The organism is Candidatus Goldiibacteriota bacterium HGW-Goldbacteria-1, from assembly GCA_002839855.1.
Lineage (GTDB): Bacteria > Oederibacteriota > PGYV01 > PGYV01 > PGYV01 > PGYV01.
Map to the genome: position 1 here is coordinate 268,490 of PGYV01000005.1, position 26,606 is coordinate 295,095.

Here is a 26,606-nt window from a genome sequence, read left to right on the forward strand (position 1 = left end):
CAATTGTTATGCCGTAAAATCCGAGTGTAAATAAAGGTTTAAATGATTTAAACTTTGAAAGCGTCAGTTAATGACACCATTACTTGTCAAATGTAAAATTATCCTTTTCAAACAATTCCACACAGGCATCCACGGCATCGCTGTAATACAGTTTTCCTCTGTTGGTTTTTATCTCATTCAAAGCAGCTTCAGCGCCAAGTGCCGCCCTGTATGGCCTTATCGAAGCCATTGCTTCCATTACATCTGCCACGCTTATTATCTTTGCTTCTATCATTATTTCATCCTGCTGCAGCCCAAGCGGATAACCGCTGCCATCCATTCTTTCGTGGTGCTGAAACACTATTTTATCAACAGGAAAAGGAAAATTGATGTTCTTTAAAATGTCATACCCAACCTGCGGATGTGTTTTTATAATACTGAATTCTATTGTGGACAGTTTCCCGGGCTTGGATAAAATCTCCGCAGGGACATAAATCTTGCCTATATCATGAATGATGCCGCCGATAAAAATAGCATTTATGGTTTCTTTGGGAAGGTTTAGTTTTATGGCTATTGCTTTTGCAAGCTGTGCGACCCTGCGCTGATGCCCTGCCGTGTAGGGGTCACGGGTCTCCACTATCTTTTCCATTGCCAGAATTATTCCGTCTGATATTGTCTTTAATTTTTCATAGCTTTCTTCAAGTTCAAGCCGCCCCTGTCTGCGGTCCAGAATAAACCTGTTTCTTTCAATGGCGTAAAAAATTGACCTTACAAGAACGCCTGCCTCTGTTTCGCCTTTAACAAGATAGTCCTGCGCCCCTTCTTTGACCGCCTGTAAAGAAAACTCCTTATCTTCCAAACCGGTTAAGATAACAATGGCTATATCAGGAAATCTCTGCCTGAATTTGATAAGAGTATCCAAACCATTGCTGTCAGGCAGGTTCAAATCAAGAAGCACCACGTCAAATTCTTCGTTTCCCGCGATTTCCAGCGCTTCATTAAGATAATTGGCATTTTTTACATTGAACACATTCCCGGCTTCATCCCGCAGGGATATCTGAAGGTATTTGGCAAGGCTCTTTTCATCTTCAACAAGAAGAAGTTTTATATCCTGGCTGCCGTTAAAAGAAAATTTTGACATTTGCTCTCCCTTTTCTTACCCGTGCACAGTATAAACTTTTATTCCTATTTTGTCAAAAAAAAAGCCCGGTAACGCTTATATGCGCCCGGGCTATATACATTATTACCTGTCATTTCATGTAGTTCATAAAGTCAACAAGTTCCGCGGTAATAAGTTTCTTGTAAATCTTACCGTACTCCTGTTTATTGTCCCAGATTACCTCGTCAATTATATGCCTTGTATGGGTGTCATCCTGGTCAAGCATTTCAACTTCCATATCATAACCTGTCCTGTGAATCTTTAAAACCTTCATTTCTTCAAGTTTAACACATGTGTCTTTAACCTTATTTATCGGAACCTTTATCATTTCTGAAACTCTTGTGCAGTTTATTAACCCTTTGTGATGATATTTATTGTAACAGATTATTGCAAGTGCCTCATTCGCCGAAAGTACCTCTTTTAACTCTTCGTATCTGTCCCCCATATCAACCACCGCCTTTCATTTTTCTCTCTCTGACTAAAGTATACCAGCGGCGCACGAGTTTGTCAAGTAATTTGTAAATATTATATAATCTGACAAAATACCTTACACGATAAAATATTTACTTTTTTAAAGGTTTTTTTTTACCGTTACCCCTTTGTTTTTCTTTTCCGCAAGTTCATTCCATAAAGATACGGCATTAACGTGTATCAGATGCCCTGAAGAAATTAAATAATTCAATTTTTCCCTTACCACTTCCATAACCAATTCATCAAGTGTTATATTCTTATCTTTTAAAAACCTTTCCCTTAACTTTTTTGACCCAATATACCTTCTGCCTGTTTCTATAAAATCAGAGACATATACTATTTTCTGAAGGCCTGTCATGCCTTTTTTCCCCACCGTGTGACTTGCAATGGCGGATAGTATATCTTTGTCCGTAATTCCAAAACTGTACTGTGCCATATGAGCCCCTGTCCTGCTGTGAAAAAGCGCGGACAGCCTTGGATATTTAACATCCCTTTTTATTCCGTGAAGTTTCATATAATTGTGCTGTTCTTCGTGGTCCATATCTTTGGCGCAGTCATGCAAAAGGCATGCAAGCGCGGCTTTTTCAGGATTTTCACCAAAACGAAGCGCAAGTTTAACCCCTATTTTTTCCGCCCCCAGCGCGTGTTTGTAAGAGTATTTATTAAGGTGTTTTTTAATAGCCGCCCTTAAAGCGGGCGGCACATAACTTTTTGCCATTTTATCTTATGCTGAATACTATTATTAACGTAATTAAAATCACCGGCACCAGTATTATCGCAAATCTGACAACGGCTTTTACCGCCCTGTCAGATAATCCTATGCTCTTTACCCTTTGTTCATGAACCGCCATATCCAGTTTTCTTTTTTTTGAACCTTTTTCTTTTTTCATAATATCATTTCCTCCGATTATATTTTTATGTTATTCCTGAAGCGATGTGAATACAACGCCTTTCATTATGTGGCGCTGGAAGAAAGCAAAAATTAAAATCGTCGGTATCATAGAAAGCGTGACAGCCGCCATTACAATATTCCATGGCTGCCCCTCTTCTATTATTTTGTATATACCAAGCATAAGGGTATATATGCCGGGTTCGTTTGTTACAATAAGCGGCCAGAAAAAAGAGTTCCATATATTTACAAAATTCATTATTCCCACCACAACTATAATGGGTTTTGACACCGGCATTATTATATTAAAGAATATTCCCGTTTCCGAATAACCGTCAACCCTTGCAGCTTCCACAAAGTCATCCGGAAGCTTGTCAAAGAAACTTTTAAATATGAAAATATTAACCGCATTGGCAAGCCCCGGAAGTATCAGAGCCCAGTAGGAATTTATAAGGTTAATTTTCATAAGACCGGCTATTGAAAAATCCCTCATATACAGGTAAAGCGGTATGGCTATGGTTTCAAACGGTATCATGATTGTGGATAGAAACAAAATTATAAGCACCGAATACATAGGCGGCTTTAATTTGGAAAGCGAATACGCGGCCATGGCGCTTATAATAACCTGCCCTAACACCACACATACAGCCACTATCACACTGTTCATAAAATATAATGTAAACGGGGCTATTTCCCACGCTTTTTTAAAGTTATCCAGGCTTAAGTCCGGCTTTGATACAAGCGCCGGCAGCGGGTCATAAATACGGTCAAGAGGAAGCATTGAAGATATAAGCATCCACAGGAATGGGATAGTTACCAGCGCCGCTCCAAGAAATACAAAAAATCCCCATACAGAATAAATTATCCTTGTCCCCGTATTTTTTAATTCATACTTCGGAAAAAGATAATTCGGTTCTTCTATCATATATGCCGGCTGTACTTTTACTTTCTTTTTTGTCGCCATTTACTTCCTCTTTCTGCCAAGGGTGTTCATCCTTAGCAGCGTGATAGATATTAGAATCATCAGGAAAAATACGGCTACGCCCGAAGCATACCCGATATCCATATATAAAAATGCCTTTTTATAAATATAAGTGGCTATAACTTCCGATGCCCCTTCCGGGCTTCCGTTTGTCATTATATACACCTCTGCAAAAACCTGCATTCCGCTTATCATCTGTATAAATATTACCGTCATTATGACCGGAACCATTGACGGCAGTAATATATGCCTTATCTTTGTCCATATGCCCGCCCCAAGCAGCGACGCGTCTTCAAATAATACTTTCGGCACATTCTGCAGGCCTGCAAGGTATATAAGCATTGCCCAGCCGGTGTTTTTCCAGACAAATACTATCGCAATTGAAAAAAGCACCAGTTTGGGATTTGTAAGCCAACCAATGTGCACCGCATCGCCAAAAAGCGACAGGAAAGAATTTATAAGCCCATAACCCTGGTTATACAGCCATTTCCATAGTATTGCGGCAGGCACCGCCGGAGTTAAAAACGGGATAAAATACAACACTTTAACAAGGCCGCTTCCCTTTCTCATTTCATAAACGTACATTGCCAGCATAAAAGGCAGCCATGTGCCAAGTATTATTATTATCAAAGTAAGTATTCCTGAATTTTTAAACGCCTGCCAGAACGAAGCGTCATTAAGTATTTTAATGAAATTTGCGGCGCCCGCAAAAACAGGGCTGTTAATGGTTTCAAATTTATGTAAACTTATGATAAAAGTCTTTATCATAGGCATCCAGCTGAATAAAAGGAAAAGCAGCAGTGCGGGCAGTATCAGTTCAACTCCAAAAAACTTTCTTTTAATTCCAAGCAGTTTAAGCCTTCCTTTTTCTTCTTCTTTAACGGAAGGAATGGGAAGCTGCGGCCTTTTAAATTTACCCGGTGTTATCCCTTCGCCAAAACGCCTGTATCGGAAAGCTTTTTTTAACTTCTGCGAAGTGGTAAGGTTATCAGGTATTTTAACCGTGTTCTCTCCGGTGCCTTTTACAAGGTCGCCTGCCGCGGATATTTTAAAGATATTTTTATACTCCTGCTCGGGCTGCGGTTTCTTTATTTTTACCACTTCTGCCTGTACGGGAAGCTTAAATTTAATTATGGGCAGTATAACCTCGTCGCCTTTATGGCTGGTTATCTCATCGTGAATAATGCCTTTTATTGCCTCTTCTGACAGGTCATTTCCGACCCTTCTGAAGATTTCATCACTCATTATATTCCGCCTTCATCTTTTTTTCAAATTCGTAGATTACCTCTTCAAAATCAACTTCCCTGCTGGTAAATATTTTTTCCAGAACACTGCGGTTAAAATCTTCTTTTATCATAGGCCACCTGTAAAGCGGCGGCTCTATATGCGCGTATTCAAACAACCCTTTTATATTGGCAAACTCCGGCATATTTATCAGGTTTGTAGCACACGAAAAATCTCCCGGAAAAATAGGCAGTGCCAGATTTTTCATCCTTATGTATTTTCCAAGCTGAGCAGGCGGCGACAGTTCATACTGAATATACCGCCACGCTTTATCTTTTTTCTCCGGACTAATGGAAGAATTAACTATAAAGGCTTCACCGCCCGCGTGCCACGCCTTTATGCCCTGAGGCCCTGCAGGCATAGGGACTATTTCAACTGTTTTCATATCCAAACCATAACGCCTTGCCATTACGGGTAGTCGTTTCGCAACCGCAGGCATCATGGCTATTTTACCGGTTGAAAAAAGCTGTTCTACATCTGCCTCGTAAAGTATATCCGTGGGAGGCGTAGCCCTGTATTTCCACTTAAGCGCGTGCCAGAATTTTAAAGCCTGTGCCACGGCAGGTTCGTTTAAGGCAAGTTTGCCTCCGGTAAAAACACTGCCGCCCGCCTGCCATATGAAATCAATGAAATAAAACATATCGGGCTGAAGCCCTATCCCGTAAACATCACCCATTTTTGAATTTATTATAGCGCTGTATTTTATTATATCATCCCATGTTTCCGGGGCTTTTGTGATTCCGCACTTATCAAAAATATCCTTTCTATAGAACATTACCGTGAAAAAAGAGTCATAAGGCACGCCGTATATTTTGCCGTTTATGTCAACAGAATCCCACATTATTTTGGGCATATAATCCTTCTGTATCCAGTTCTGCGTATAACCGCTTAAATCCGCCAGAAAGCCGTGCTTTGCCATTATAGGAACCGCGGTTATTGGTATTCTTACCACATCAGGGCCTTTGCCGCTTGCCATAACGCTGACAAATTCCTGCGGTTTATACTCCCTGCTTATGCCCCTGACTTTAATATCCGCATTATTGTTTTCAAACGACTTTATCCCTTCATTCCATACTTTTTTCTGAAGGGTATCCGCGTCGGCAGGCATATTCCACACTGTTATCTCTTCCGCGTACAGGTAAAATGACGCGGATAACAACACCGCTGAAATTATAATTTTAAAAAAGTTTTTCATTAAGCTCCTTCAAGTTTTAAAAAAACCTTTTCCACAGCTTCTTCCGGCGTGCTGCATTTCATAATTGCCGGTATGTCGTAAGTATCAATTCCCGCCACCGGTTTTCCAGCTTTAAGCGCAAAAGCTATTTCAGATAAAGTGCCTTCTTTGCCGTCTATTGCCACAAATCCGTCCGCGGTGTTTACTATAACCGTGTTTCGGGCTTCGCCGATTCCCGTTGCCACAGGTATGTCCACATATTTATTTGCCGTATTTTTATTCTTTGAAGGCAGTATGCCTATTGTGACTCCGCCCTCTTTTTTTGCGCCCTTACAAGATGCTTCCATTACTCCTGCCAGCCCGCCGCACACCAAAACCGCGCCGCGCCTGGCTATTTCCTGTCCTGTCTTGTATGCAGCATCGTAATGTTTTTTACCGACGGTATTCCCGCCTATAACTCCGATTACTTTTTTCTTCAAAATTTTATTTCTTTAAGTTTTTCCGCCGCTACAGACGCCCATAAGGTGCCCTTCTTTTCTTCCGCAATTTTCTTGTAAATATCCAGCGCCTTCTGCTTTTCATTAAGTTTCACATAGCAGTCTGCCAGTTTAAGCTTTACATCAGTGCTGTTTGAACTTTTTTCAAATACCTTTGTGTCCTGCCACGCGTTAACTGCTTCCTGATAATTTCCGCTCTGGTATGAAGCGTATCCCCTGCCGCTTAAAGCTTCCGGATACAGCGCACTGCTTTTATATTTCTGAATAAATGTATCAAAATATTCTATGGCCTCTTTATACATTCCGTTATTGTAATACGCGTTTGCCGCGCCAAGATATGCCGCAGGCGCCTGGCTTGTGCCTTTATATTTGCTTATAACTTCAAGATATGTCTGGATTGCTTTTTCATACTTTTCATTTTTTGACCTGAAAAAACCGTACATGGTCATATTGGAATCTTCCACAACAGGCCTGTTGATATAAAAATTAGCTTCTGACAGCAGCCTTTCCGCTTTTACTTCATTGGTTTTTTTGAAATTCATTATTACAGGAATGGCCACTATTATAATAACCGCTATAACAGCTGTTATTATAAGGTTTTCAGTATTTTTCGAAGCATACTTTCCTATATTTGATACCAGTTCCGCGAAGTCATTCCTTTTAATCATCTTTCTTGCATCTTTGTGCTTAATCTTATTCATTAATTTCCTCCGTCATCATGTATGTAGTTTGATTTATTTTAAAAATATTGTCACGCCAAGGTCAATTGTCAGAAAAGTATTAAGGTCCCCCGTTCCGCCTGCAAGAGAAACATGGTTATAAAGCACTTCCAGATTTGCCGCGAACATTTTGGTTATAGGGTAATTTGCGCCAAGCCCGAATAAAAGGCCAAAAGAAGTTTCTGATGTCATCTCTACAGTGGTCATATCTGTCTGCTTGGCGTATTTCATTATATACATTCCTATTCCCGCTTTAAGATAAGGCCAGATAAAAAAATCAGGCAGGTACGGCGCCCATGCCAGTTCCGCGTCAATAACAGATGCCGAAAAATTATCCGGCGCTGTTTCAGCTTTGTAAGGCACTGAAATAAAATTAAAACCGCCCCCTGCCGAAAACTCCATATCAAAACCTTTTCTCGCGGAAATTCCAAAATTGTAACCCGCGGTTACGTGATTGGCAAATTCGCCTATCGGATAAGTTACCCCGCCTTTCGCGTTTATAACCCAATAATCAACGTTATACACTTTGGGCGGCGCGGCCATTACAGATACCGCCGCCAGGGCGAACATAATTAAAAATAAAAACTTTTTCATTTATTCCCTCCGCTTAATTTACTTTTTAAATTTTTACGCCTTTGCTTCTTAACAACTCTTCAGAATTAATTATTGCCTGAAGAATCTGCCCTTTATTCAGGCCCGCGTCTGTCAAGACCTGCTCTCTTTTTGCTTTATCGGCAAGGTCCACGGGTGCGTGTGAGTCTGTATCAAAAACAAGTTTTGCACCGGCTTTTAAAGCAGCCGCAGCCACGTGTTTATTTGTAATATTATGCCCGTTTCTTGCCGTTATTTCAAGGCAAACGTTATTCTTTGCGGCAAGCGCCGCATCTTCATCTGATATATTTCCGGGATGTGCAAGAATATCCACTTTTGCTTCTATCGCCGCCCTGTTAGAACCCGGTTCCACCGGTTCTGTCACCGTTTCCCCGTGAAAGACCACCATTTTTGCGCCAAGGGCCCTTGCTTTTTTTACTATCCCTGCCACAAGCACCGGCGGAATATGGGTAAGTTCCACACCGGGAAGGCATACTATGTCTTTATATGCTTTATTGGTATCATTGCAGACTTTAGTCAGGCTTTTTATGACACTTTCAAGATTTGATATATCGGCGTGGTCGGTCAGCGCTATTGCCCTGTACCCTGTTTTTCTTGCCCGCTGAATAAGTTCTGACGGTAACAGTACCCCATCAGAAAAAAAAGTATGCGTGTGAAGGTCTATCATATACACCCCTTATATTGATGATTGTGAGGCCTGTATTTTTTATGGTGGGCCCGAGACGAATCGAACGTCCGGCCAAAAGTTTAGGAAACTTCTGCTCTATCCACTGAGCTACGGGCCCACTATAAACCAAAAAATACTTGTATATTATATAGAAAAATGGTTTTAATGCAAGAAATTTATTATATGTTTTTTACATCATTGTTGTGTTTTTCATCATTTTAGACCTTAAAACAGAGGCAAAAATAGCAACAGCCAGCACAGAAACAATAACAAGAAGCGATATAACCGTAGGTATTTTTATATAGTGGGCAATAAGCATTTTAATACCTACAAACGCCAGAATTACAGACAACGCGTATTTCAGATAGTGGAATAGTTTCATTACCCCTGCTATTGCAAAATACAGCGCCCTTAATCCCATAATGGCAAATATGTTGGAAGTATAAACAATAAACGGGTCTGTGGTAATGGCAAATATAGCCGGAATTGAATCCACGGCAAAAATTACGTCAACAAAACTTATCGTCACCAGCACCACAAAAAGCTGGGTAAAATGGTGTTTCCCGTTTTCTATTTCAATAAAGTTGTGATTTTTATATTCCATTTTCATCGGCATTATTTTTGAAAAAAATCTTACCATAAGATTTTTTGAAGGGTCGTACTCCTCGTTTTTTTCCGTCACCATCTTTATGGCTATGTAAACCAGAAACACTCCAAAAATATACATTACCCATTCAAATTCCGTGACAAGTTTTATTCCCGCAAGTATAAACGCAGCCCTTAAAATCATAGCCACAAGAATGCCATAAAACAGAACTCTATGCTGATAAATAGCCGGAACGCGGAAATAATTAAAAACAACTATAAACACAAACAAATTATCCACGCTTAACGATTTTTCAATAAGATATCCTGTAAGATAGTCAAGCGCCTGAGCTCTGCCTTCCATAAAAAGTATAAAGACATTAAAAGCCAGGGCAAGCCCTATCCAGACAAAAGTCCACGCAAGCGACTCTTTAATGGAAACTTCATGGTCCCTTTTATGAAAAACCAGCATATCAACCATTATAAGTATGACAACCATTGCGTTAAAACCAATCCACCAAAGCGCGTTGTGTTCCATGCTTTTTCTCCTTAAAGCGTTATAAACAATTCAGTTATTATATACTATCGGTATTTTTATGGCAATAAGATACGCAGATATAACGTAAGGGGGTAAAAAAACAGCGTTAGAACAGATTATTTAAACCGGTTTTCAGGCAGTTATAATTTTTCTTTGTATTCTTTTATTATAACTTCGGCTATTTCCACTGCCAGGCCGACAAAATCAGCGCATTTGACCCTATAACTGCCATTATTTTTAAGAATTTCATCTTCTTCAGGTTTGCTTAAATCATAACCCAACAGTTCCCTGCATATTATAGTGCTCTTTTCGGCCCTGAATTTTTTTACAAACTTATCTGCCAGCATAATTCCATCGGCCTTAAGCGCCGAATCCGAAGCAAATTCTTTTTCTATTAATACAGCGCCTAATGCCATTATCGCCCCCGACACAGCCCCACAGGTTTCCGCATTCCTTCCTATTCCCGCTCCAAACCCGGCCGCAAGCGAAATCTTAACCTTTTTATCCAGCAGATTATCAGGAACTACAGCCGCAAACACAGACTGCGAACAGTTATAGCCGCCGCCGAACATTTCAAGCGCTTTTTCTTTATTTGTCATTGTTTATCCCTTAGCCTTTTAAATATATATTTTCACGCCTAATTATCAAGCACTATATTATACCGGCTGCCGTTTGTCAAACGGTTACGCTGTCACCCGCAATATTTTCACTTGACATTTTACAATTAGTTAGTATACTAATTATAATTCTTTTAAGGAGCATTGATGAAAGACACAATAATACTGCTAAAAAAAGCCGCCAAAGCCGTACGATGCGGGTTTAACGGACGCCTTGCCGGATTCGGGCTTACCAGGGCCCAGTGGGATGTCATAAAAGAAATCTCACTTGGTTCTATAAAAGCCAGCGATATTGCCGCAAAGCTTAAATCCGATAAGCCGACCATATCGGGTATTATAAAACGGCTTACCCTTTCCGGCTGGATAAATATCAACAAAGACCGGCATGACGGCAGGACAAAGCTGCTTTCCCTTTCCCCCAAAGCACTGGCGGTACTGAAAAAAGGCGGTAAATGCTCCGAATTTATAAAAAGTAACGCTTTAAAAGGGTTAGACAGCAGCCAGCAGGCGCTTTTAAACCGCTGCCTGGAGACCATAATTAAAAACTTTAAATAATTGTTTTTATTGTTAACTGTTTACGATATAATCATAAACACCAAGGAGGAATAATGGAACACACAGCAGAAATAACATTAATAACGGCCTTTTTAGCGGGGATAATTTCATTTTTATCGCCGTGCGTCCTTCCTTTAATACCAGGGTATATTTCTTTCATATCCGGCTCTTCATTAAAGGAAATGATGGAACGCGAGAACCTGAAAAAAATCAAACATGACGTGATATGGAACTCTTTTGCTTTTGTAATAGGTTTTTCCGTTATATTTATATCTCTGGGCGCATCGGCAACATTTATCGGCAAGTTTTTACTTCAGCACCTGAACACCTTTTCCTTAATAGCGGGAATTATAGTTATTATCCTTGGACTTCATATGACAGGTATTTTTAAAATAAAGGCGCTTTACCATGAAAAAAGGATACATCAGTCCAAAGAACCCATGAATTTGTTTGAATCATTTCTGCTTGGGCTTGCTTTTGCCTTTGGCTGGACTCCGTGCATTGGCCCAATTTTAGCCGGAATTCTTGCAATTGCTGCAACGGGCGATTCAGTCGGTTATGGCATTCTATTGCTTGCCCTGTATTCCCTTGGGCTTGGCATTCCTTTTATGCTTACGGCTTACAGTATCACCTTCTTCTTTAAATGGTTCACAAAGATGAAAAAACACATGAATAAAATTGAAATTATGGCCGGCATACTGCTGATATTAATTGGTATACTTATGATGACCGGCGGGCTTACAAGAATCGCGGGAATGCTCAGTTTTCTTGACGTTTTCGCCAAATAACAGGAGGGTTTAATGAAAAAATTATTATCTTTATCTTTAGCGGCATTGTTTATGTTTTCACTGGTCAGCTGTGGTTCTTCCAAAGCGCCAAAAGTCACCAAGGAGAACGGCAACACCGTGGCAAAAGCTTATGCCGCGCCTGACTTTTCCCTTCCCGGAATTGACGGAAGCACCGTGAAACTTTCTGACTATAAGGGAAAAATTGTAATTCTGGATTTTTGGGCAACATGGTGCCCTCCCTGCAAGGCAGAAATTCCTTTCTTTATTGAACTGCAGACACAGTATGGCAAAGACGGGCTTGCAATAATAGGCGCCGCCCTTGATGACGCCGAAAAAGTAAAAGCCTTTTCATCACAGTACGGAATTAACTATCCTGTGGCGCTTGCAGACAGGGACACTGCCACCACTTACGGCGGCATACGCGGAATCCCGACAACATTTGTAATTGACAAAAAAGGCAACGTGGTAAGGCAGTACGTGGGCTACAGGCCAAAAGAAGTATTTGAAGCCGACTTTAAGGCGCTTAAATAAAAATGAAACGTTTTATTCTTTTAATTATCATAACAGTGTCCGCGGCCGCGTTTTGCGGCTGCGGTTCACTGGGTAATATTAAACCTAATTCATTCGCTTCACAGGTTACAGTTACAAACCTTGACGGCACAGTCAAAAACATGTCTGATTTTAAAGGCAAAGTAGTCTTTTTTACCGTCTGGACCACCTGGTGCGGCCACTGCCATACAGAACTTGAAGGTTTTAAAACCCTGCAGGAAAAATATAAAGACAAAGATTTCATAATAGTTGCAGCTTCAGATGATAACGCAGAAAACGTAAACACTTTTTTAAAAGATAAAAACTACCCATATTACTTCTGCCTTGCAGACAGGGCTTCCCTTACAAAAAGCGGCTACGAAGTCCGCGCCTACCCCAGCTTATTCATCATTGATAAATCAGGAAACTCCGCCGCATGCGTGGTCGGCGCATTACCCGAAAACACCGCCACAGAAATCATAGATTACCTTTTGGGAGAATAAAACATTCTGACACAATTATAAATATCCGTAATGATTATCTTCCTGCAATTTCCGCAAAGCCATCAACTCTTCTAAGCTGCCCATCCATACTGTCTGCTGATTTTACAAATTCAAAGATATTATGCATAAGAATTGTATCGCTTTCCATGCCGGTTATCTCTGATATATGTGTCACCCTTCTTTTGCCGTCTTTAAATCTTGCCTGCTGAATTACAATGTTTATGGCGCTTTTAATCTGCTCTCTGATTGCTTTAACCGGCAGATCCATACCCGCCATTAACACCATAACTTCCACCCTGGACAGCGCGTCACGCGGTGTATTGGCGTGCACGGTGGTAATAGACCCGTCGTGGCCTGTATTCATGGCCTGAAGCATGTCCAGCGCTTCCCCGCCGCGGCATTCCCCCACCACTATCCTGTCCGGCCTCATCCTTAATGAATTTTTTACAAGGTCCCTTATTGTAATTTCGCCCCTGCCTTCTATGTTAGCTGGCCTTGCTTCCAGCCTTACCACGTGCTCCTGCGGAAGCTTTAATTCCGCGGAATCTTCAATTGTCACTATCCTTTCATCCGCGGGTATAAATGATGAAATAACATTTAAAAGCGTGGTTTTGCCCGATCCGGTACCCCCGGATATAAGGATATTTTTCCTGTTTTTAACGCATTTTTCCAGATAATCGGCGGCATCTTGTGTAAGGCTTGCAAACTTTACAAGGTCATTTGTTGTAAGTTTATTTTTAGAAAATTTCCTTATGGTTATTACAGGCCCATCCAAAGCCAATGGCGGTATAACCGCGTTAACTCTTGAGCCGTCAGCAAGCCTGGCGTCCACATAAGGCCTGCTTTCATCTATACTTCTGCCGATGGGCATTACAATACGTTCAATAGCCCGTATTACAGCTTCACTGTCCGTAAATTCCCTGTACGAGTCTTTTATTTTACCGGCTTTTTCTATATAAATTTTATCATGCCTGTTTACCATTATTTCACTAATGTCATCATCCCTTAGAAGTTCCTGTATCGCGCCTAACCCTGTAACTTCGTCAAAAATTTCATTTATCATTACATCCCGGTCTTTGCCAATTTGTATTAATCCCGTTTCGTCAACAGCAGATTTAATTTTGTCTTTGATATCCGCATGAAACCTCTCTTTAGCCTCGGGATTATTTCCCACCTGATGTTCCATCTTTCTAAGGTCAATTTTTTCAAACAGTTTTCTGTTAACCTCTTTTTTTAAATTAGTTCTACCCTCTTTTACTGCCGGTTGTAATACCTTTTCCTGTTTTACAACAGCCGGTGCCGATAATAAGAATGCTTTTTTATGATCTATAGTGCCGCACTTTTCAATAATTGAATCAAAAACATCTTTCAACTCATGTAAAAAGAGGCCTTTTGCTTTTCCGCCATGCAACAATTTTCCTTTTTTCTGCATCTCATTTACTTCTTTATCATAAGGCAGCACTCCTGCAATTTCATAGCCACCAAAAATACCGGAAATATCTTCTTTTTTCAGAAACCCCCCGTCAATTCTGTTCACTATAATATCAGTTCTCTGTACGGCATAACCATTTTTAGATAATTTATCCGCTGTATAAACAGCGTGCCTTAAATCCGGCTGTGACAGCAATGCCGGTATTATCACCCTGTCAGATGCGTCAAGAATTTTTTCATCAGGAAAATCATCCGTATCAATTAAAACCACTTCATAAGCCTCTTTGCTAATAATTTCTTCAAGTTCTTTTAAACCGCCAGAACAGCAATATAAATTGGCATACTTACATTTATAGCCGCAAGGTTCTGCTGTTTTTTCAAAAGAATCACCGGCTCTGTATATAACTTCAAAGTCATTAACACCTTTAGAATATTCAAAAACACATGTCTTGTACTTTCTTCCCGCTGCAAGATATTCCCCCGCGTTAAAAGCCAGCGTGGTTTTACCGGCGCCCGCGCGGGTATTAATAAACGTAATTACATTTTTCATTATATTTCCCCTGCATCAATTATTCTCGTTGTCACAAAAATCACAAGTTCTGTCTTTCTTGTCTCTTTATGCGTATTCTTAAATAATTCGCCCAGTATCGGTATTCCGGACAGCACCGGAACACCGCTGGATACCATTACATCCTCATTCTGTATAAGCCCGGCTATTACTATAGTATCTTCGGGAGTGACAGAAATTGTGGTCTCTGCCCATCTTGTCTTTAACGCGGGCATTACCGAACCGCCAATTCCTATTCTTATGGCGTTCGCGTAATCTAAATTGCTTACTTCTGCCTTAAGCCCCGCTTTTATATGCCCGTTTTTCTTTATTTCCGGCTGTATCTCCAGCGAAACACCATATTCTTTCCATTCCACGTTTGCGTTTCCATTATCATTTACAATAGCTATCGGGATTTCCCCCCCTGAAAGAAATTTTGCTTTATTACCGCTGGAAGTCAGTATTTTCGGCTTGGCAAGTATTTTACCGTAGTTGTTTTTTACCATAAAATCCAAAAACAGGTTTATATTCCCCCTTGAAAACTTGCCAAAGGCCAGAAGCGGCGCACCGCTTTCCGCCACATTTAACGGCCCAAGCAGTGATGCCTGCCCTTCGCCATCGGCAGCCGACCCTCCATTTAATAAAGTGGGCCAGTCCAATCCAAGGTCAGAAGAGTCCATGCCACTTATTTCCATTACCTGAACATCCACTTCTATCATCTGTTCGGAAGAAGCCGCTTTTTTCACATTAATCAGCACCGTATCCATGCCGCCTTTACCATATATGTTGACCGCGCTTACACCTTCTTTTTTCCCTTCAATTATTATCTCTTTTTTTGAAATTATCAGCGCCGACGCCACATCTTCTTTTATTACTTCAACCCTTTCCACGTCATCGGTTTTAACAACTTTAGAGCCGCCTTCTTTAACAGTGATGCTTCTGCCTGCCGCCATAACCGAAACACCCATAAAACATAAAAACAGGGCTGCAATAATCACCTTACATTCTTGGTTTAATTTCATTATCCGTCACTTCCTTTTTTGTCTGAGAGTTGATGATATATTCCCTTTTAATTTCATCTTCGCTTTTTTCATTTGCTTTTATCTGTTTCATAAGTTCATTAAATGACGCCAGTTTTACATTCTGTTTTACCCTGTCTCCTAAAGGCCTAAGCGCAAGGTTAATTCTGCCTTTATCTTTTGAAAATGTAAGAAGTTCCGCTTCTTCCGGAGTTAATGCCAGAGTTACTGAATTATAATCTCCGCCTGACGCGCCCGCTTTAAAGTTTGTCCCCACCCCTATAACCCTGACAGACTGTAAAATAGTGGCAGTAGCCGTATAAAGCCTTTGATATTCTGCCGTTTCAAAGGTTAAAAGTATGTCCACATTATCACCGGGTTTTATCATATAACCCACGCCTGATTCCTCGTCCACTGAAACCGTCATTGCTCTTAATCCCGTCGGAATTGACATATTAAGCTCACTGCCCCTGTCACTTACCTTATTTGACAATATAGGTTCCCCCTTGATAAACGGCACAATAGTCAATTTTGAATCAAGCTGTTTATAATCCATAACATGTGCTTTCGTTACAAACTTTGCGGGCATTTCAATAAACTCAACACTCTTTTTTTCAATTTCAGAATTCGCGGCAATATACCCGGCAGCGGCAAGCACCTTTACCGGCTGCATGCCTGCCATAAGGTTTTTTTCTTTAAACACCAAAAAACCATAACCCGCCGCTGCTGCCGCTGCGCCGCAAATAACAGACAATATTAAAAGACGGCTCTCTTTACTTACATCTTCCAAGAATTTCATGCTTCCCTCCTCAATATTTTAGCCCAGTACAAAAATCATATACTTACCAGTGTCTGAATTTACATCAGCCGAGATATAAACCTGCTTATTTTCTTTTTCCGCCAAAATAGATACTTCTTTGTTTTTTTTACTTATATCAGTTATATTCCACTTATCCTTTTTCAACCCGTATTTATACTCTTTCATTATGCTTTGGGCGCTTTCCGCTGCCGTTTCATACAGGTTAAAGTAATTTATTGTAATATCGCCATCCAAAAGTTCGACACTTGCGATTTTTTTTATATCCTTCGGGTGGCGAATTTTATCATCATAAAAAGACTCATAATTCTTGTACTCATTGCTTTTAATAACTGCAATTACAACCGCGCAGCCGTTTTCAGTTTCTGATATAGCCGTGATATTTATATCCTTACCTTTTTCCACAAAGAAAACTTCGTACCCTTTCGTGCTTTCCTTCGGAAATAATACACCAATGACAAGGCCATAAAATGAGGCATCCACATTAATTCTTTCACTTAAAACATTTCCTGAAATAATTCTCTTTTTAATTTCATCAGGTGATTCTTCTGTTAAATACCTGCTTATCTGCATCTCTCTGCCGTTTATCCTGGCTTTAATACCGCCTGTTTCAATTAACTGCTGAAAGTTATCAGCCGAAGCAGCTGCATTCGATTTCTCATAAACATAAGCAGAAAGATTGAAAGTAAACAATATCAATAAGAAACTAATCAACAGGGCTTTCATCAGCTGTTTCCTTTCTATAATCTTCCAGTGCGTCTTTGTCTTTTTTACTTAAAACAAATTTCATAGGCCCGCCGGTTGCGGTAAAAATTTCTGTTTTTAATGTAATTCCGTTTTTACCTGTAATTCTTTTGAATAATTCCGGACCCTTCCTGTAATATTCAAGTTTTATTTTTACGCCCGTAAATTTTTCCGCAAAACCTGCCATTTTCCCCTTTATTCCGGGTTCCTGTTTTTCACCTTTTATAACGGTCAAATTCCCGGGATTCAAACCTTCATTTCCCGCGAATTCCTTTGCAAAAATTTCTAATTGTTCCTGGTCTTCACCATTAGTTGTTACGAATCTCATAACCTCTCTTACGGTCATTTCCAGTTTAATACGGTCTACGGCCAATAAAAAAAACTGTAAAACAGCCACAAACATTAGAAGCAGAAGCGGAAGTATAATTACGAATTCCGCCATTGCCTGGCCTTCATTTGCACCGTACATTTTTTTCAATGAATTATTACCCCTTCCCTTAATATATCCACCGCGGCGGACAAATCGGCATTTATATTAAAATCTTTCATATTCATATAACTTTCAACAGTTTTAATTAATCCGGGATCAATTTGCGGAAGTTTAACAGGTACCAAATTACTTTCGTAATTTGCCCCGTTTACATCAAGTATGTCCATATTGCCGCCGGAAACCCGTACCATTGAAGTGGCTGTAAAATATTTCTTAAGCGCTCCCTTCTTATTTTTAAAAAAACCATTTTTAAAAATAAAACCTTTTTTCTCCATACACAAAACCACCAGTATAGTGTGTTCCTTATCCTTTTCAATAATATCAAGCGGAATAAGCCCTTTTTCTTCTTTCAATATTCTTGACGGCAGCCCGCGTCCTTTCTTCGTGATATTTCCGCCCTTGCCATGATTCAAATTCTCATCCCAGCGTACGTCTTTTTTATCCACATAAATTCTTTTACCATCGCTTTTTCTTTTATAAGAGTACTTGCCGGGGCTATCCTTTTCCGGCATCAACAATTCCGTAGCATACCTGCGCTTAAGATTAAAAGACGGAAGCAATGCTTTTTCACTGTTGTCAATATTAAACAACGGCACCGCGGCAGCGCCGTTATTAATGCCATTTCTTACAACCGCCGCGCACAAAAGCCCCGGAACAGGTTCAAATGGCAGTTTCTCAAAATCACCCGTTCCTGCAAATGCATCCTGTACTTTCTGAACCGCTTCAACGGCTTTCATGGCTCCTTTTAACCCTAATATTTCACAGACAGAAGCCGCTATAGCCGACACAGCAAGAATCTTATTGCTTACCGAAACTATATTCAGGCTTCTTGCGTACCATAATCCGGCTTCAACAGCCGCTGAATCAGCCGCGTTCTGAGCTTTTATCTTTTCTATCATGACATTTGAAACTTCAAGTATAAGAATAACAGTCATAAATAACGCCACTACAGCCAGAATTGAAGGCACAAGAATCTGCCCGCTGTCTTTTCCTCTCAGAAACTTCACTCAACCCTCATTACTGCAGAAGCTGTGATTTTATAAAAAGGAAATCCCATATACGAAGATCCATAATTTAAAAAATTCTTCTGAAAGAATCCAAAAATACTTTTTACAACAGGAACCTTCAGCGGCATATTATATGAAACAACCACCTTTACAAATTCTCCCGCCGAAGAACTTTCAATATTCGTTTTTGTCACAACTGCTCCTTCTTCATCTGCGGCAAATTGAATCACCCGCCTTGCAAGGTAACTTTTAGCTGCACCTGTAAGTATGTCTTTTTTATCGGCAGAGTAGTTATTAGCTGTATCATACATAATCCTTAAAACTCCCTCTGCTTTTCTGGTGTATTCAATCCTTTCATCCGCCTGCCTTACCACAGCTGTCCGCGCACTCATATAAGCGGCGTATTTCACCATCATAGCGTTTATAAAAATAAGCGCCAGCTGCGCCATTCCAAGTACAAGCAGTAAAAAGAATGGAAATATAAGCGAAAATTCCAGAAGGCTTTGTCCTTTGTTATTTTTAAGTTTCATCATAATCCGAAAAAAATAAATAGGGCGCCCAGGATACCTGAGCGCCCCTATATTTTAATCCGGTAATCCTCCATCTTTAGAATTACCTTTACTTATCCCGCTATCCACGCTCTTTTCAACCTGATCTGCCGCTTCATTAAAACCTTTTTTTACTTTCTGTCCAAAAAACTTTACCCCGCCTATTACAAACAGCGCAATTAATGCAATGATAAGAATGTATTCAGTCATTCCCTGCCCTTTATTGGATCCAATTAATTTTTTCACGTAGTCACCCCCTCTCACTATGGTATAGGAATTAAAAACAACATCGTAATAAAATCAAGAAATCCGTTTGCTGCCGTCTGTAAAAAACCGCTTAAACCCGCGCATGCCAATATAACAAGGCCTGCGGCAAGCAGGTATTCCGTGGCTGCCTGGCCTATTGCCGGCTTAATTATGCGCATAATGGTATGCCCAAATAATATAAGTTTAGATTTGAATAGAATTTTGGATTGTATGATTTACGAAGTAAAAAATGTGACTCCGTTTTTGCCGTGTGCTCTATGCCGCACGGCAAAAACGGAGTGCTGTAAAAAAATAATCTCATAAAACCCCTCTATGTCTTCTGAGACTCTTTATAATTCCTTCTTTCAAAAAACCCAGGCGGTGTTACCCGCCTGCGCCGTACCGGCCATCTCGTTAATGCCCGGAACACCCTCTACACCCCTGAAATATAATTACAATTATTACAGGTTATGAAACAAAGGGATTTAGTCAGACATTTCTGATGTTAGAAAAAAGTGTACCCGCTCGCTCGTATGTCCCCTATGTTAAAAACATTGATATAATATAAAAAAATTCAAATGTTGTCAACATTTTTTTCTGAAATACTTTTATTATAATTTACAAACCGTCCTTTAATACCATTCCTTAAATTTATAGTTATCAGCATCATCTTCCAGATAGCCAAATTTAGGGGTTCAGACGTGAATTAAGGCACTATTTTGGGTTAGATATATCTATTAACCTGTCATAGGAGAATCTCGGCCGCTATTTCATCGGGAGATTTATTAACGTCTATTATCATCGCGTTTGCAGGTTCTTCAAGGTTATCAAACTGATACTGCAGAAGTTTTATGTGGTTCTTCTTGTGCCTTAACCGTTCTTTTGCTGTATCCATATCAGCCTTTAAGTAAATAAGTTTTATCTGAGGCCTGTTTGCAATAATTGCTGTTCTTTGTTTTTCTATTAACAATGTGGCGGTTATAACAGCGTTCTTCTGCATTGCAATTTCCATATCCACCACAGCCCTTAAAGCATAAATCCAGTCTTTCCAGTCCTGTTCCGAAAGGTTAATACCTTCAGTTAATAATTCCAAACCTTTTTCAGAGTGATAATCATCGCCTTCATGGTAAGGACAATTAAGTTTGTTTGCAATTTTTTTTCCAACTGTAGTCTTGCCGGAACCCGAAACTCCTGTAATTAAATATACCATCTGACCCCCATTATGTTTATATCAGATAATTCTATCAAGTCTATTTCTAATAATCAAGAGCTGTAATCCAGAATGTAATAATGGGGATTTGAATTTTATGGTCAAACTCTTTCTGTTTTTTTAAAAGTATAAAGTTATATATGATACTAACCGGCATGAATTCTTTCAAACCCAATAGTATCATCTCCCAAAAACGTATTCTATTTCTATAAAATATCTAAAAGGCAGATATATGTTTTCAACCTGCCTAAAATCATTATTAATGGCAAGACCGATAATAAAATTTTCATACTTCCAATCAAACCCAACCGATGCGATTGTTTTAAACACTTTTTTATAGGAATGAGTTTTGCCTACAATAGAATAGAAATCCTGAATATCCTCTGCAAACACAACGCCTGAATAAATGACCAATGAATCAACAAGGTGACATCGTAATCCAATATTATATCTTGTTAGATTTGCCATAGCAGGATCAAAATATTCTGCATCAGCAGGTACAACTTGCGGCATATTAATCTCTTCTCCAATAATATTATTCACATCAAAAGCAATTAATAATGTTTCGTTCAATCTATATGAAATTCCGATATCAATATCCCACGGCAATATACCGGAACTAAGAACTCTTCCATAGTCATCAAAAATGCAATATCCGTTAAAGTTAAATCCACCCAAATCATGAATATTAATTCCAATTTTAAAATTTTCCATAAATTTAAATAAAGCTGCAATTCCAAATAAAACCGTATTCTTGCCATCCACAATTTCATCTACAAAAAAATCATATTTAACATTCATGCCAAGTGAAAAATAATCAGTAATCCTTAATCCGTAAGCACCAGTAATTACAACTTCTTTTATGGTCACTCCTAATTTATCAACATCTATGTAATCAAGATTATTCTTTTGCTCCCCTTCACTTCTATAAAAAATATTAAAACCATAATTTTTATTTACAAGGCTTATCGATGAAGCAATGTTAAAATACTCTCCAGAACTATTCAGATAAGAATCTCCAGCCCAACTATACATCAACAAATCACCAAAAAGTACCAATGACAAATTATTAATGTCAGCCAAGCCAGCAGGATTTTGGAAAATTGCATTTTCATCATCAGCTACAGCAGTCTTTGCATTTCCCATCCCAACAGAAGATGTACTTTCCATAGAATATGGGTAACTATAAATTGAACATGCAAATAGGCATAGAATTATCAACAGTAATATTTTTTTCATTTTCCCTCCGACATTATTATTTACCTTAACACAGGGTAAAGCAAGGCGTCAAGTCTTAGAAACTTTTTTAGAAACTGCTGTGCTGTAATCCAAAGTGTCATCTTCAGCCCTATTTCTAATAACCAGCATATTCTCTGCACTCTGTTTATGTGACTTAACAGCGTAACAATATACACAACCATGTCCGCAGGTTTCATACGCGGTTATATCTTTACTTTGCGCGCACAAACACTCTTTACGCTGGTTTTTATCCTTTAAATGGGAATAATTCAGTTCTGCCGGAAATAAGACCCCGCTTGCGCCTATATATGCCATAAGGTCAGAATCTTCATAAAAAACATCCGCCATAAGCACCGGGTCAATACAGGCTCCCTGTTTTATGCCGGGAATTAACAGTTCAGATTCAACAGCACATGGAGAAAGCATAAGATTGTATTTATCACCTATTTTAACAAGCAATTTAAGCATCTGGCTTTTTTCTTTAGCCGTAAGTTCTCTTATTCCCGATTTATCTATTTCCGTATTATTTTTAACCTTACTATATTTTTCTATATCCACAAAACTAAAAATTAATTTTTCCGTATACGGCGAAATTTGCTTCGCAATTGTTTCAATCCTGCCTGCAAGTTTTTCAACAGTCAGCCCAGGCGCCAGTAATATCGGATCAAACCGCCAGCATACCCTTTTTTTATCTGTCATTTTTGACAGTTTAATAAATGTTTTAATACGCTTTTCAAGCGCCGGAATACCTGGTTCAAACCCCTCTTTTTCATAATCATTAAGCGTGTATAAAAAATAATAATTAATGCCGGTTTTATCAAGTTCTTCAAGATGAGAAATAAAAGGTTCAGGATTTTTAGTCCAGAATACAAACAACCTTGTATTTACAAAAGAGATATATTCCTTTTTTCCGCTGTATGTATTAATTTTGCCGCAATACCCTGCCCTTACCCTTTTTATGAACCATTCACCGAAAAACGCGGGTAAATCCGCAGCCCTGCCGGCAGAAACAATTACAGGGGCCGAAGCTTCGTAATATGTCCTTTTAATCTTAATCTTTGTCTTTTCCATCTTGATATCCCTTGCCGCTATATAGCGTGAATCTGCCGTATTTAACCTAAAAAAAAAGGCGGGATGTTTTCACATCCCGCCTTTTTTTTATATATTTCCGAAAATTAATTAAGCCTTCCCGGAACATCCAAGAACGTTTTTAAGTTTGTTTTTTACAACTGCTTTAATGGCATCCCTTGCAGGTCCAAGATACTTTCTTGGGTCAAATTCTTCCGGCGTCTTCGCGAAAACTTCGCGGATGGAAGCTGTCATTGCAAGCCTTAAGTCAGAATCAATATTTATCTTTGCAACGCCCATACCGGCCGCTTTTCTTAAGAAATCTTCCGGAACGCCTTTGGCTCCCGGCATTTTTCCGCCGTACTGGTTGCATTTTTCAACAAGTTCCTGAGGAACAGACGATGCGCCGTGAAGTACAAGCGGGTATCCTGCGGGAATAAGTGTCATTATTGTTGCAAGCCTGTCAAAATCAAGCATAGCTTCGCCTTTAAATTTATAAGCGCCATGGCTTGTTCCTATTGCGATAGCAAGGGAATCAACGCCTGTCCTTTTAATAAACTCTGCAGCCTGTTCCGGATTTGTAAACTTTGCGTCAGCCGCTGATACATTAACAGCGTCTTCTATTCCGGCAAGTTTTCCAAGTTCGGCTTCAACAACAACGCCTTTTGAATGGGCGTATTCAACAACCTGTTTTGTAAGTTTTATGTTGTCTTCAAAATCATATTTGGAACCGTCTATCATAACTGATGTAAATCCGCCGTCAACGCAGGATTTGCAGATTTCAAAATCGTCTCCATGGTCAAGGTGAAGCGCGATAGGAAGCCCTGAATCTTCTTCTGCCGCCTTGACAAGATGAACCAGATATCCCGGCCTTGCGTACTTTCTTGCGCCGGATGAAACCTGAAGAATCAAAGGTGCTTTTTCTTCTTTTGCAGCGTCCACAATACCCTGAACAATTTCCATATCATTTACGTTAAACGCACCAACAGCATAACCTTCTTTATTAGCCCTTGCAAACATCTCTTTCGTTCCAACTATCGGCATATTATCCTCCGTGTAAATAAATTATTTTATTTTTTCACTTCTTTTTTAACTTCTTTCTTTTCTTTTTTTTCTTTCTTTTCCGGTTTTGCACTTTCTGTTTTTTCTTTAGCGGGTTTTTCTTTCTTCACCTTTGCAGGTTTCTTTCCTTTTTCTTCCGCTTTTACTTCTTCTTTCTTATAAAGTTTTTCTTTGTCCACAAGTTCAATTATGGCAATTTCCGCATTATCCCCTTTTCTATTGTAATACTTAAGAATTCTTGTATAACCGCCGTTGCGTTCCTTATAAAAAGGCCCGATTTCGTCAAACATCTTCTTTACTGCCACGGGATCTGTAAGAAATGCCGCAACTACCCTTCTGTCATGAACTGTTCCGCTTTTCGCCCTTGTAATCATGGGTTCCACATAAATCTTTAACTGTTTTGCCCTCTGAAGAGTTGTTTGTATACTGCCGTTCAATACCAGAGCGCGCGAAAGGTTATTAAACATTGCCCTTCTGTGCGACGATGTCATATTGAACTGTTTTGCCTTCTTTCTGTGCCTCATATTAATACTCCTTTAAGCTATGTTTGTTTTTACTTTTTGCCTTTTTTGATCTCTTTTAATACTTCCTTGTCAATCTTCATGCCAAGGCCAAGGCCCATTTCAACAAGCACTTCTTTAATTTCATTAAGCGACTTTCTGCCGAAGTTTCTGTACTTTAACATGTCTACTTCTGACTTTGTAACAAGGTCAATAATGCTCTTGATATTGGCGTTCTTCAGGCAGTTGGCTGAACGCACGGAAAGTTCAAGTTCGTCAACAGTCTTGCCAAGCAACGTCCTCTGTTTTTCATTCTCTTCATCCATCTTATCTTCTTTAATCTCAATTTCGCCTTCCTGAGTTATGAAGATATTCAGGTATTCCCTTAATATAAGCGCTGCCTGGGTCAATGCCGTTTCCGGAGCAACCCTGCTGTCAGTGCCTATTTCAAGGATTAATTTGTCATAGTCCGTAATCTGTCCTACCCTTGTATTTTCCACTTCTAATTTTACATTTGTAACCGGAGTAAATACAGAGTCAATTGGGATGGTTCCTAAAGGCATGTCATCCCTTTTGTTCTTTTCTGCCGTTACATAACCCCTGCCGCTGTCAACTTCCATTTCTATCATCAGCTTGGCTTCCCTGCTTGTAAGCGTGGCTATGTGAAGCTGCGGATTAAGGAATTTAATGTCGCTGTCTGCCTTTATGTCAGCTCCGGTTACTTCCCTTTCTCCTGATGCTTCAAGATAAATTTTCTTAGGACCATCCCCTTCAAGCACAAGTTTAAGCTGCTTGATGTTAAGAATTATTTCTGATACGTCTTCCATTACGCCTTTGATTGTGGCGAATTCATGCTGAACGCCTTCAATCTTAACAGCAGTAACCGCGGCGCCCGGGATAGACGAAAGAAGAATTCTTCTTATCGCGTTTCCTATGGCAACAGCGTAACCCCTTTCAAAAGGCTCCGAAATAAACCTTCCAAAATTATCCCTTAATTCTTCTTTTTCAAGCTTTTTTGGTTTCTGCAGATTTTTCCATTTCATCCGTTGTTAACCCCTTTCAATTATATTTTTATTATTTGGAGTACAACTCGACTATAAGCTGTTCCTGAACCGGCAGATTAATATCAGTTCTTGCCGGATCATTTTTTACCACCGCTGTCTTTGCTTCATGGTTAGTCTCTATCCATGTCGGTACATTTCTTTTCTTAAGCGCTATCGCAAGTGCATTCTTTACCGTATTAAGGTTAAGTGCTTTTTCATCAAGGGTCAGTTTGTCCCCTGCTTTTACCTGATAAGATGCAATGTCCACCCTTTTACCGTTCACAAGTACATGGCCGTGATTTACAAGCTGCCTGGCTTCCCTTCTTGACTGGGCAAACCCCGCTTTATGCATTGTATTATCAAGCCTTTTTTCAAGAATTTTCAAAAGGTTTTCGCCGGTTTCTCCCTGGCGTCTGTTTGCCTCTTCAAAATATTTCCTGAACTGGCGTTCCAATACGCCGTAAATTCTTTTTACTTTCTGCTTTTCCCTTAACTGTTTTCCGTATTCGGAAATTTTTCTTCTCTGAGTATCATGATGCTGTCCGGGAATCTGAGGCCTTCTTGAAAAAGCGCACTTTTCCGTGAAACATCTGTCGCCTTTAAGAAAAAGCTTCAATCCTTCCCTTCTGCATTGCCTGCATAAAGATTTTGTATACCTGGCCAATTGACTTTCCTCCTTTTATTTAAGGGTTATACCCTTCTCTTTTTAGGCGGCCTGCACCCGTTGTGGGGAATAGGCGTGATATCTTTAATAAGTATTATTTCAAGTCCCACTGCCTGCAGCGACCTTATTGCCGGTTCCCTGCCTTCGCCCGGGCCTTTAACTAATACTTCCACCTTTTTAACTCCCGCGTCAAAAGCCTTCTTTCCGGCTTTTTCTGCAGCAAGCTGAGCCGCAAAAGGGGTGCTTTTTCTTGAACCCTTCATGCCGACGCTTCCGCCGCTTGCCCATGAAATGGTATCCCCTTCTTTGGTGGATATATTGATTATTGTGTTGTTAAATGTGGAATTGACATTTGCTATTGCCAGTTCCGGAATCGCACTTGTTTTTTTTGATTTAGCCAAAAATACTACCTCCTTTTAATAGT

Annotated in this window: 32 protein-coding genes and 1 tRNA gene; 4 read left to right on the forward strand and 29 right to left on the reverse strand. The window is 39.7% G+C overall.

Translation table 11 applies throughout. From position 1 onward, the window contains the following. Window positions 1-79: 79 nt before the first annotated feature. The 13 genes from CVV21_07155 to CVV21_07215 form a co-directional block, all read right to left on the reverse strand. Window positions 80-1,120, reverse strand: a complete 1,041-nt coding sequence (locus tag CVV21_07155) for a two-component system response regulator (GenBank protein PKL91797.1) — start codon at window positions 1,118-1,120, stop codon at window positions 80-82. Window positions 1,121-1,229: 109 nt separating this feature from the next. Then, a complete protein-coding gene (locus CVV21_07160; GenBank protein PKL91798.1) occupies window positions 1,230-1,583 on the reverse strand; it encodes a hypothetical protein in 354 nt (117 codons plus the stop codon). A gap of 126 nt (window positions 1,584-1,709) precedes the next feature. Next, on the reverse strand, window positions 1,710-2,327 hold the full coding sequence (locus CVV21_07165) for a hypothetical protein (GenBank protein PKL91799.1): 618 nt from the start codon (window positions 2,325-2,327) through the stop codon (window positions 1,710-1,712). Window positions 2,328-2,529: 202 nt separating this feature from the next. Further along, window positions 2,530-3,462 (reverse strand): ABC transporter permease, encoded by a 933-nt coding sequence (locus CVV21_07170; GenBank protein ID PKL91800.1) that lies wholly within the window; start codon window positions 3,460-3,462, stop codon window positions 2,530-2,532. Continuing rightward, window positions 3,463-4,725 carry a hypothetical protein gene (locus tag CVV21_07175; GenBank protein ID PKL91801.1) on the reverse strand — a complete coding sequence of 421 codons (1,263 nt, stop codon included), beginning with the start codon at window positions 4,723-4,725 and terminating at the stop codon, window positions 3,463-3,465. Continuing rightward, on the reverse strand, window positions 4,718-5,959 hold the full coding sequence (locus tag CVV21_07180; GenBank protein ID PKL91802.1) for a hypothetical protein: 1,242 nt from the start codon (window positions 5,957-5,959) through the stop codon (window positions 4,718-4,720). The genes CVV21_07175 and CVV21_07180 overlap by 8 nt, the downstream gene beginning before the upstream one ends. After that, window positions 5,959-6,402: a TIGR00725 family protein gene (locus CVV21_07185; protein PKL91861.1), complete on the reverse strand. Its 444-nt coding sequence runs from the start codon at window positions 6,400-6,402 to the stop codon at window positions 5,959-5,961. The genes CVV21_07180 and CVV21_07185 overlap by 1 nt, the downstream gene beginning before the upstream one ends. Window positions 6,403-6,413: 11 nt before the next feature. Then, window positions 6,414-7,136, reverse strand: a complete 723-nt coding sequence (locus tag CVV21_07190; GenBank protein PKL91803.1) for a hypothetical protein — start codon at window positions 7,134-7,136, stop codon at window positions 6,414-6,416. A gap of 33 nt (window positions 7,137-7,169) precedes the next feature. Beyond that, window positions 7,170-7,748: a hypothetical protein gene (locus tag CVV21_07195; GenBank protein ID PKL91804.1), complete on the reverse strand. Its 579-nt coding sequence runs from the start codon at window positions 7,746-7,748 to the stop codon at window positions 7,170-7,172. Between the two features lie 25 nt (window positions 7,749-7,773). Beyond that, a complete protein-coding gene (locus CVV21_07200; GenBank protein ID PKL91805.1) occupies window positions 7,774-8,433 on the reverse strand; it encodes a PHP domain-containing protein in 660 nt (219 codons plus the stop codon). A 42-nt stretch (window positions 8,434-8,475) separates the two neighbouring features. Continuing rightward, window positions 8,476-8,551 (reverse strand) — tRNA-Arg (locus CVV21_07205). A gap of 72 nt (window positions 8,552-8,623) precedes the next feature. Beyond that, window positions 8,624-9,556, reverse strand: a complete 933-nt coding sequence (locus CVV21_07210) for a hypothetical protein (GenBank protein ID PKL91806.1) — start codon at window positions 9,554-9,556, stop codon at window positions 8,624-8,626. Window positions 9,557-9,696: 140 nt separating this feature from the next. Further along, complete coding sequence (locus tag CVV21_07215) at window positions 9,697-10,155, reverse strand: hypothetical protein (protein PKL91807.1); 459 nt, start codon at window positions 10,153-10,155, stop codon at window positions 9,697-9,699. 165 nt (window positions 10,156-10,320) lie between these two features. Here CVV21_07215 and CVV21_07220 point away from each other — a divergent pair, with 165 nt between their 5' ends. The 4 genes from CVV21_07220 to CVV21_07235 are packed head-to-tail and all read left to right on the forward strand — an operon-like array spanning window position 10,321 to window position 12,547. Continuing rightward, window positions 10,321-10,728, forward strand: coding sequence for a hypothetical protein (locus CVV21_07220; GenBank protein ID PKL91808.1), 408 nt, complete (start codon window positions 10,321-10,323; stop codon window positions 10,726-10,728). 53 nt (window positions 10,729-10,781) lie between these two features. Next, window positions 10,782-11,516 (forward strand): cytochrome C biogenesis protein, encoded by a 735-nt coding sequence (locus CVV21_07225; GenBank protein ID PKL91809.1) that lies wholly within the window; start codon window positions 10,782-10,784, stop codon window positions 11,514-11,516. A 12-nt stretch (window positions 11,517-11,528) separates the two neighbouring features. Then, complete coding sequence (locus tag CVV21_07230; GenBank protein PKL91810.1) at window positions 11,529-12,047, forward strand: redoxin; 519 nt, start codon at window positions 11,529-11,531, stop codon at window positions 12,045-12,047. Window positions 12,048-12,049: 2 nt separating this feature from the next. Continuing rightward, window positions 12,050-12,547, forward strand: coding sequence for a hypothetical protein (locus CVV21_07235; protein ID PKL91811.1), 498 nt, complete (start codon window positions 12,050-12,052; stop codon window positions 12,545-12,547). A gap of 34 nt (window positions 12,548-12,581) precedes the next feature. Here the strand turns inward: CVV21_07235 and CVV21_07240 are convergent, their stop codons facing one another. The 16 genes from CVV21_07240 to CVV21_07315 all read right to left on the reverse strand — a co-directional run bounded on the left by CVV21_07240 (window position 12,582) and on the right by CVV21_07315 (window position 26,583). Further along, a complete protein-coding gene (locus CVV21_07240; GenBank protein PKL91862.1) occupies window positions 12,582-13,979 on the reverse strand; it encodes a hypothetical protein in 1,398 nt (465 codons plus the stop codon). 548 nt (window positions 13,980-14,527) lie between these two features. Then, a complete protein-coding gene (locus CVV21_07245; GenBank protein PKL91812.1) occupies window positions 14,528-15,547 on the reverse strand; it encodes a hypothetical protein in 1,020 nt (339 codons plus the stop codon). Next, window positions 15,525-16,343 (reverse strand): Flp pilus assembly protein CpaB, encoded by an 819-nt coding sequence (cpaB, locus tag CVV21_07250; protein ID PKL91813.1) that lies wholly within the window; start codon window positions 16,341-16,343, stop codon window positions 15,525-15,527. The genes CVV21_07245 and cpaB overlap by 23 nt, the downstream gene beginning before the upstream one ends. Before the next feature lie 18 nt (window positions 16,344-16,361). Continuing rightward, a complete protein-coding gene (locus tag CVV21_07255; protein PKL91814.1) occupies window positions 16,362-17,087 on the reverse strand; it encodes a hypothetical protein in 726 nt (241 codons plus the stop codon). After that, the gene (locus CVV21_07260) at window positions 17,068-17,583 is read right to left on the reverse strand and encodes a hypothetical protein (protein PKL91815.1); all 516 of its coding nucleotides are present in this window, start codon (window positions 17,581-17,583) and stop codon (window positions 17,068-17,070) included. The genes CVV21_07255 and CVV21_07260 overlap by 20 nt, the downstream gene beginning before the upstream one ends. Further along, entirely contained in the window at window positions 17,580-18,602 is a 1,023-nt protein-coding gene (locus CVV21_07265) for a hypothetical protein (protein PKL91816.1), read from the reverse strand. Before CVV21_07265 ends, CVV21_07260 begins: the two co-directional genes overlap by 4 nt. Next, window positions 18,599-19,135: a hypothetical protein gene (locus CVV21_07270; GenBank protein PKL91817.1), complete on the reverse strand. Its 537-nt coding sequence runs from the start codon at window positions 19,133-19,135 to the stop codon at window positions 18,599-18,601. The genes CVV21_07265 and CVV21_07270 overlap by 4 nt, the downstream gene beginning before the upstream one ends. A 51-nt stretch (window positions 19,136-19,186) precedes the next feature. Beyond that, window positions 19,187-19,396, reverse strand: coding sequence for a hypothetical protein (locus CVV21_07275; protein PKL91818.1), 210 nt, complete (start codon window positions 19,394-19,396; stop codon window positions 19,187-19,189). A gap of 745 nt (window positions 19,397-20,141) precedes the next feature. Further along, window positions 20,142-20,606 carry a gluconate kinase gene (locus CVV21_07280; protein PKL91819.1) on the reverse strand — a complete coding sequence of 155 codons (465 nt, stop codon included), beginning with the start codon at window positions 20,604-20,606 and terminating at the stop codon, window positions 20,142-20,144. 180 nt (window positions 20,607-20,786) lie between these two features. Next, entirely contained in the window at window positions 20,787-21,845 is a 1,059-nt protein-coding gene (locus tag CVV21_07285) for a hypothetical protein (GenBank protein ID PKL91820.1), read from the reverse strand. Window positions 21,846-21,893: 48 nt separating this feature from the next. Then, entirely contained in the window at window positions 21,894-22,916 is a 1,023-nt protein-coding gene (locus tag CVV21_07290; protein PKL91821.1) for a hypothetical protein, read from the reverse strand. A gap of 108 nt (window positions 22,917-23,024) precedes the next feature. Further along, entirely contained in the window at window positions 23,025-23,957 is a 933-nt protein-coding gene (fba, locus tag CVV21_07295) for a fructose-1,6-bisphosphate aldolase, class II (GenBank protein PKL91822.1), read from the reverse strand. A 26-nt stretch (window positions 23,958-23,983) separates the two neighbouring features. Continuing rightward, a complete protein-coding gene (locus CVV21_07300) occupies window positions 23,984-24,499 on the reverse strand; it encodes a 50S ribosomal protein L17 (GenBank protein PKL91823.1) in 516 nt (171 codons plus the stop codon). 29 nt (window positions 24,500-24,528) lie between these two features. Continuing rightward, entirely contained in the window at window positions 24,529-25,518 is a 990-nt protein-coding gene (locus CVV21_07305; protein PKL91824.1) for a DNA-directed RNA polymerase subunit alpha, read from the reverse strand. 31 nt (window positions 25,519-25,549) lie between these two features. Then, window positions 25,550-26,182 (reverse strand): 30S ribosomal protein S4, encoded by a 633-nt coding sequence (locus CVV21_07310; protein PKL91825.1) that lies wholly within the window; start codon window positions 26,180-26,182, stop codon window positions 25,550-25,552. A 26-nt stretch (window positions 26,183-26,208) separates the two neighbouring features. After that, window positions 26,209-26,583 carry a 30S ribosomal protein S11 gene (locus tag CVV21_07315; GenBank protein PKL91826.1) on the reverse strand — a complete coding sequence of 125 codons (375 nt, stop codon included), beginning with the start codon at window positions 26,581-26,583 and terminating at the stop codon, window positions 26,209-26,211. Window positions 26,584-26,606 lie beyond the last annotated feature (23 nt).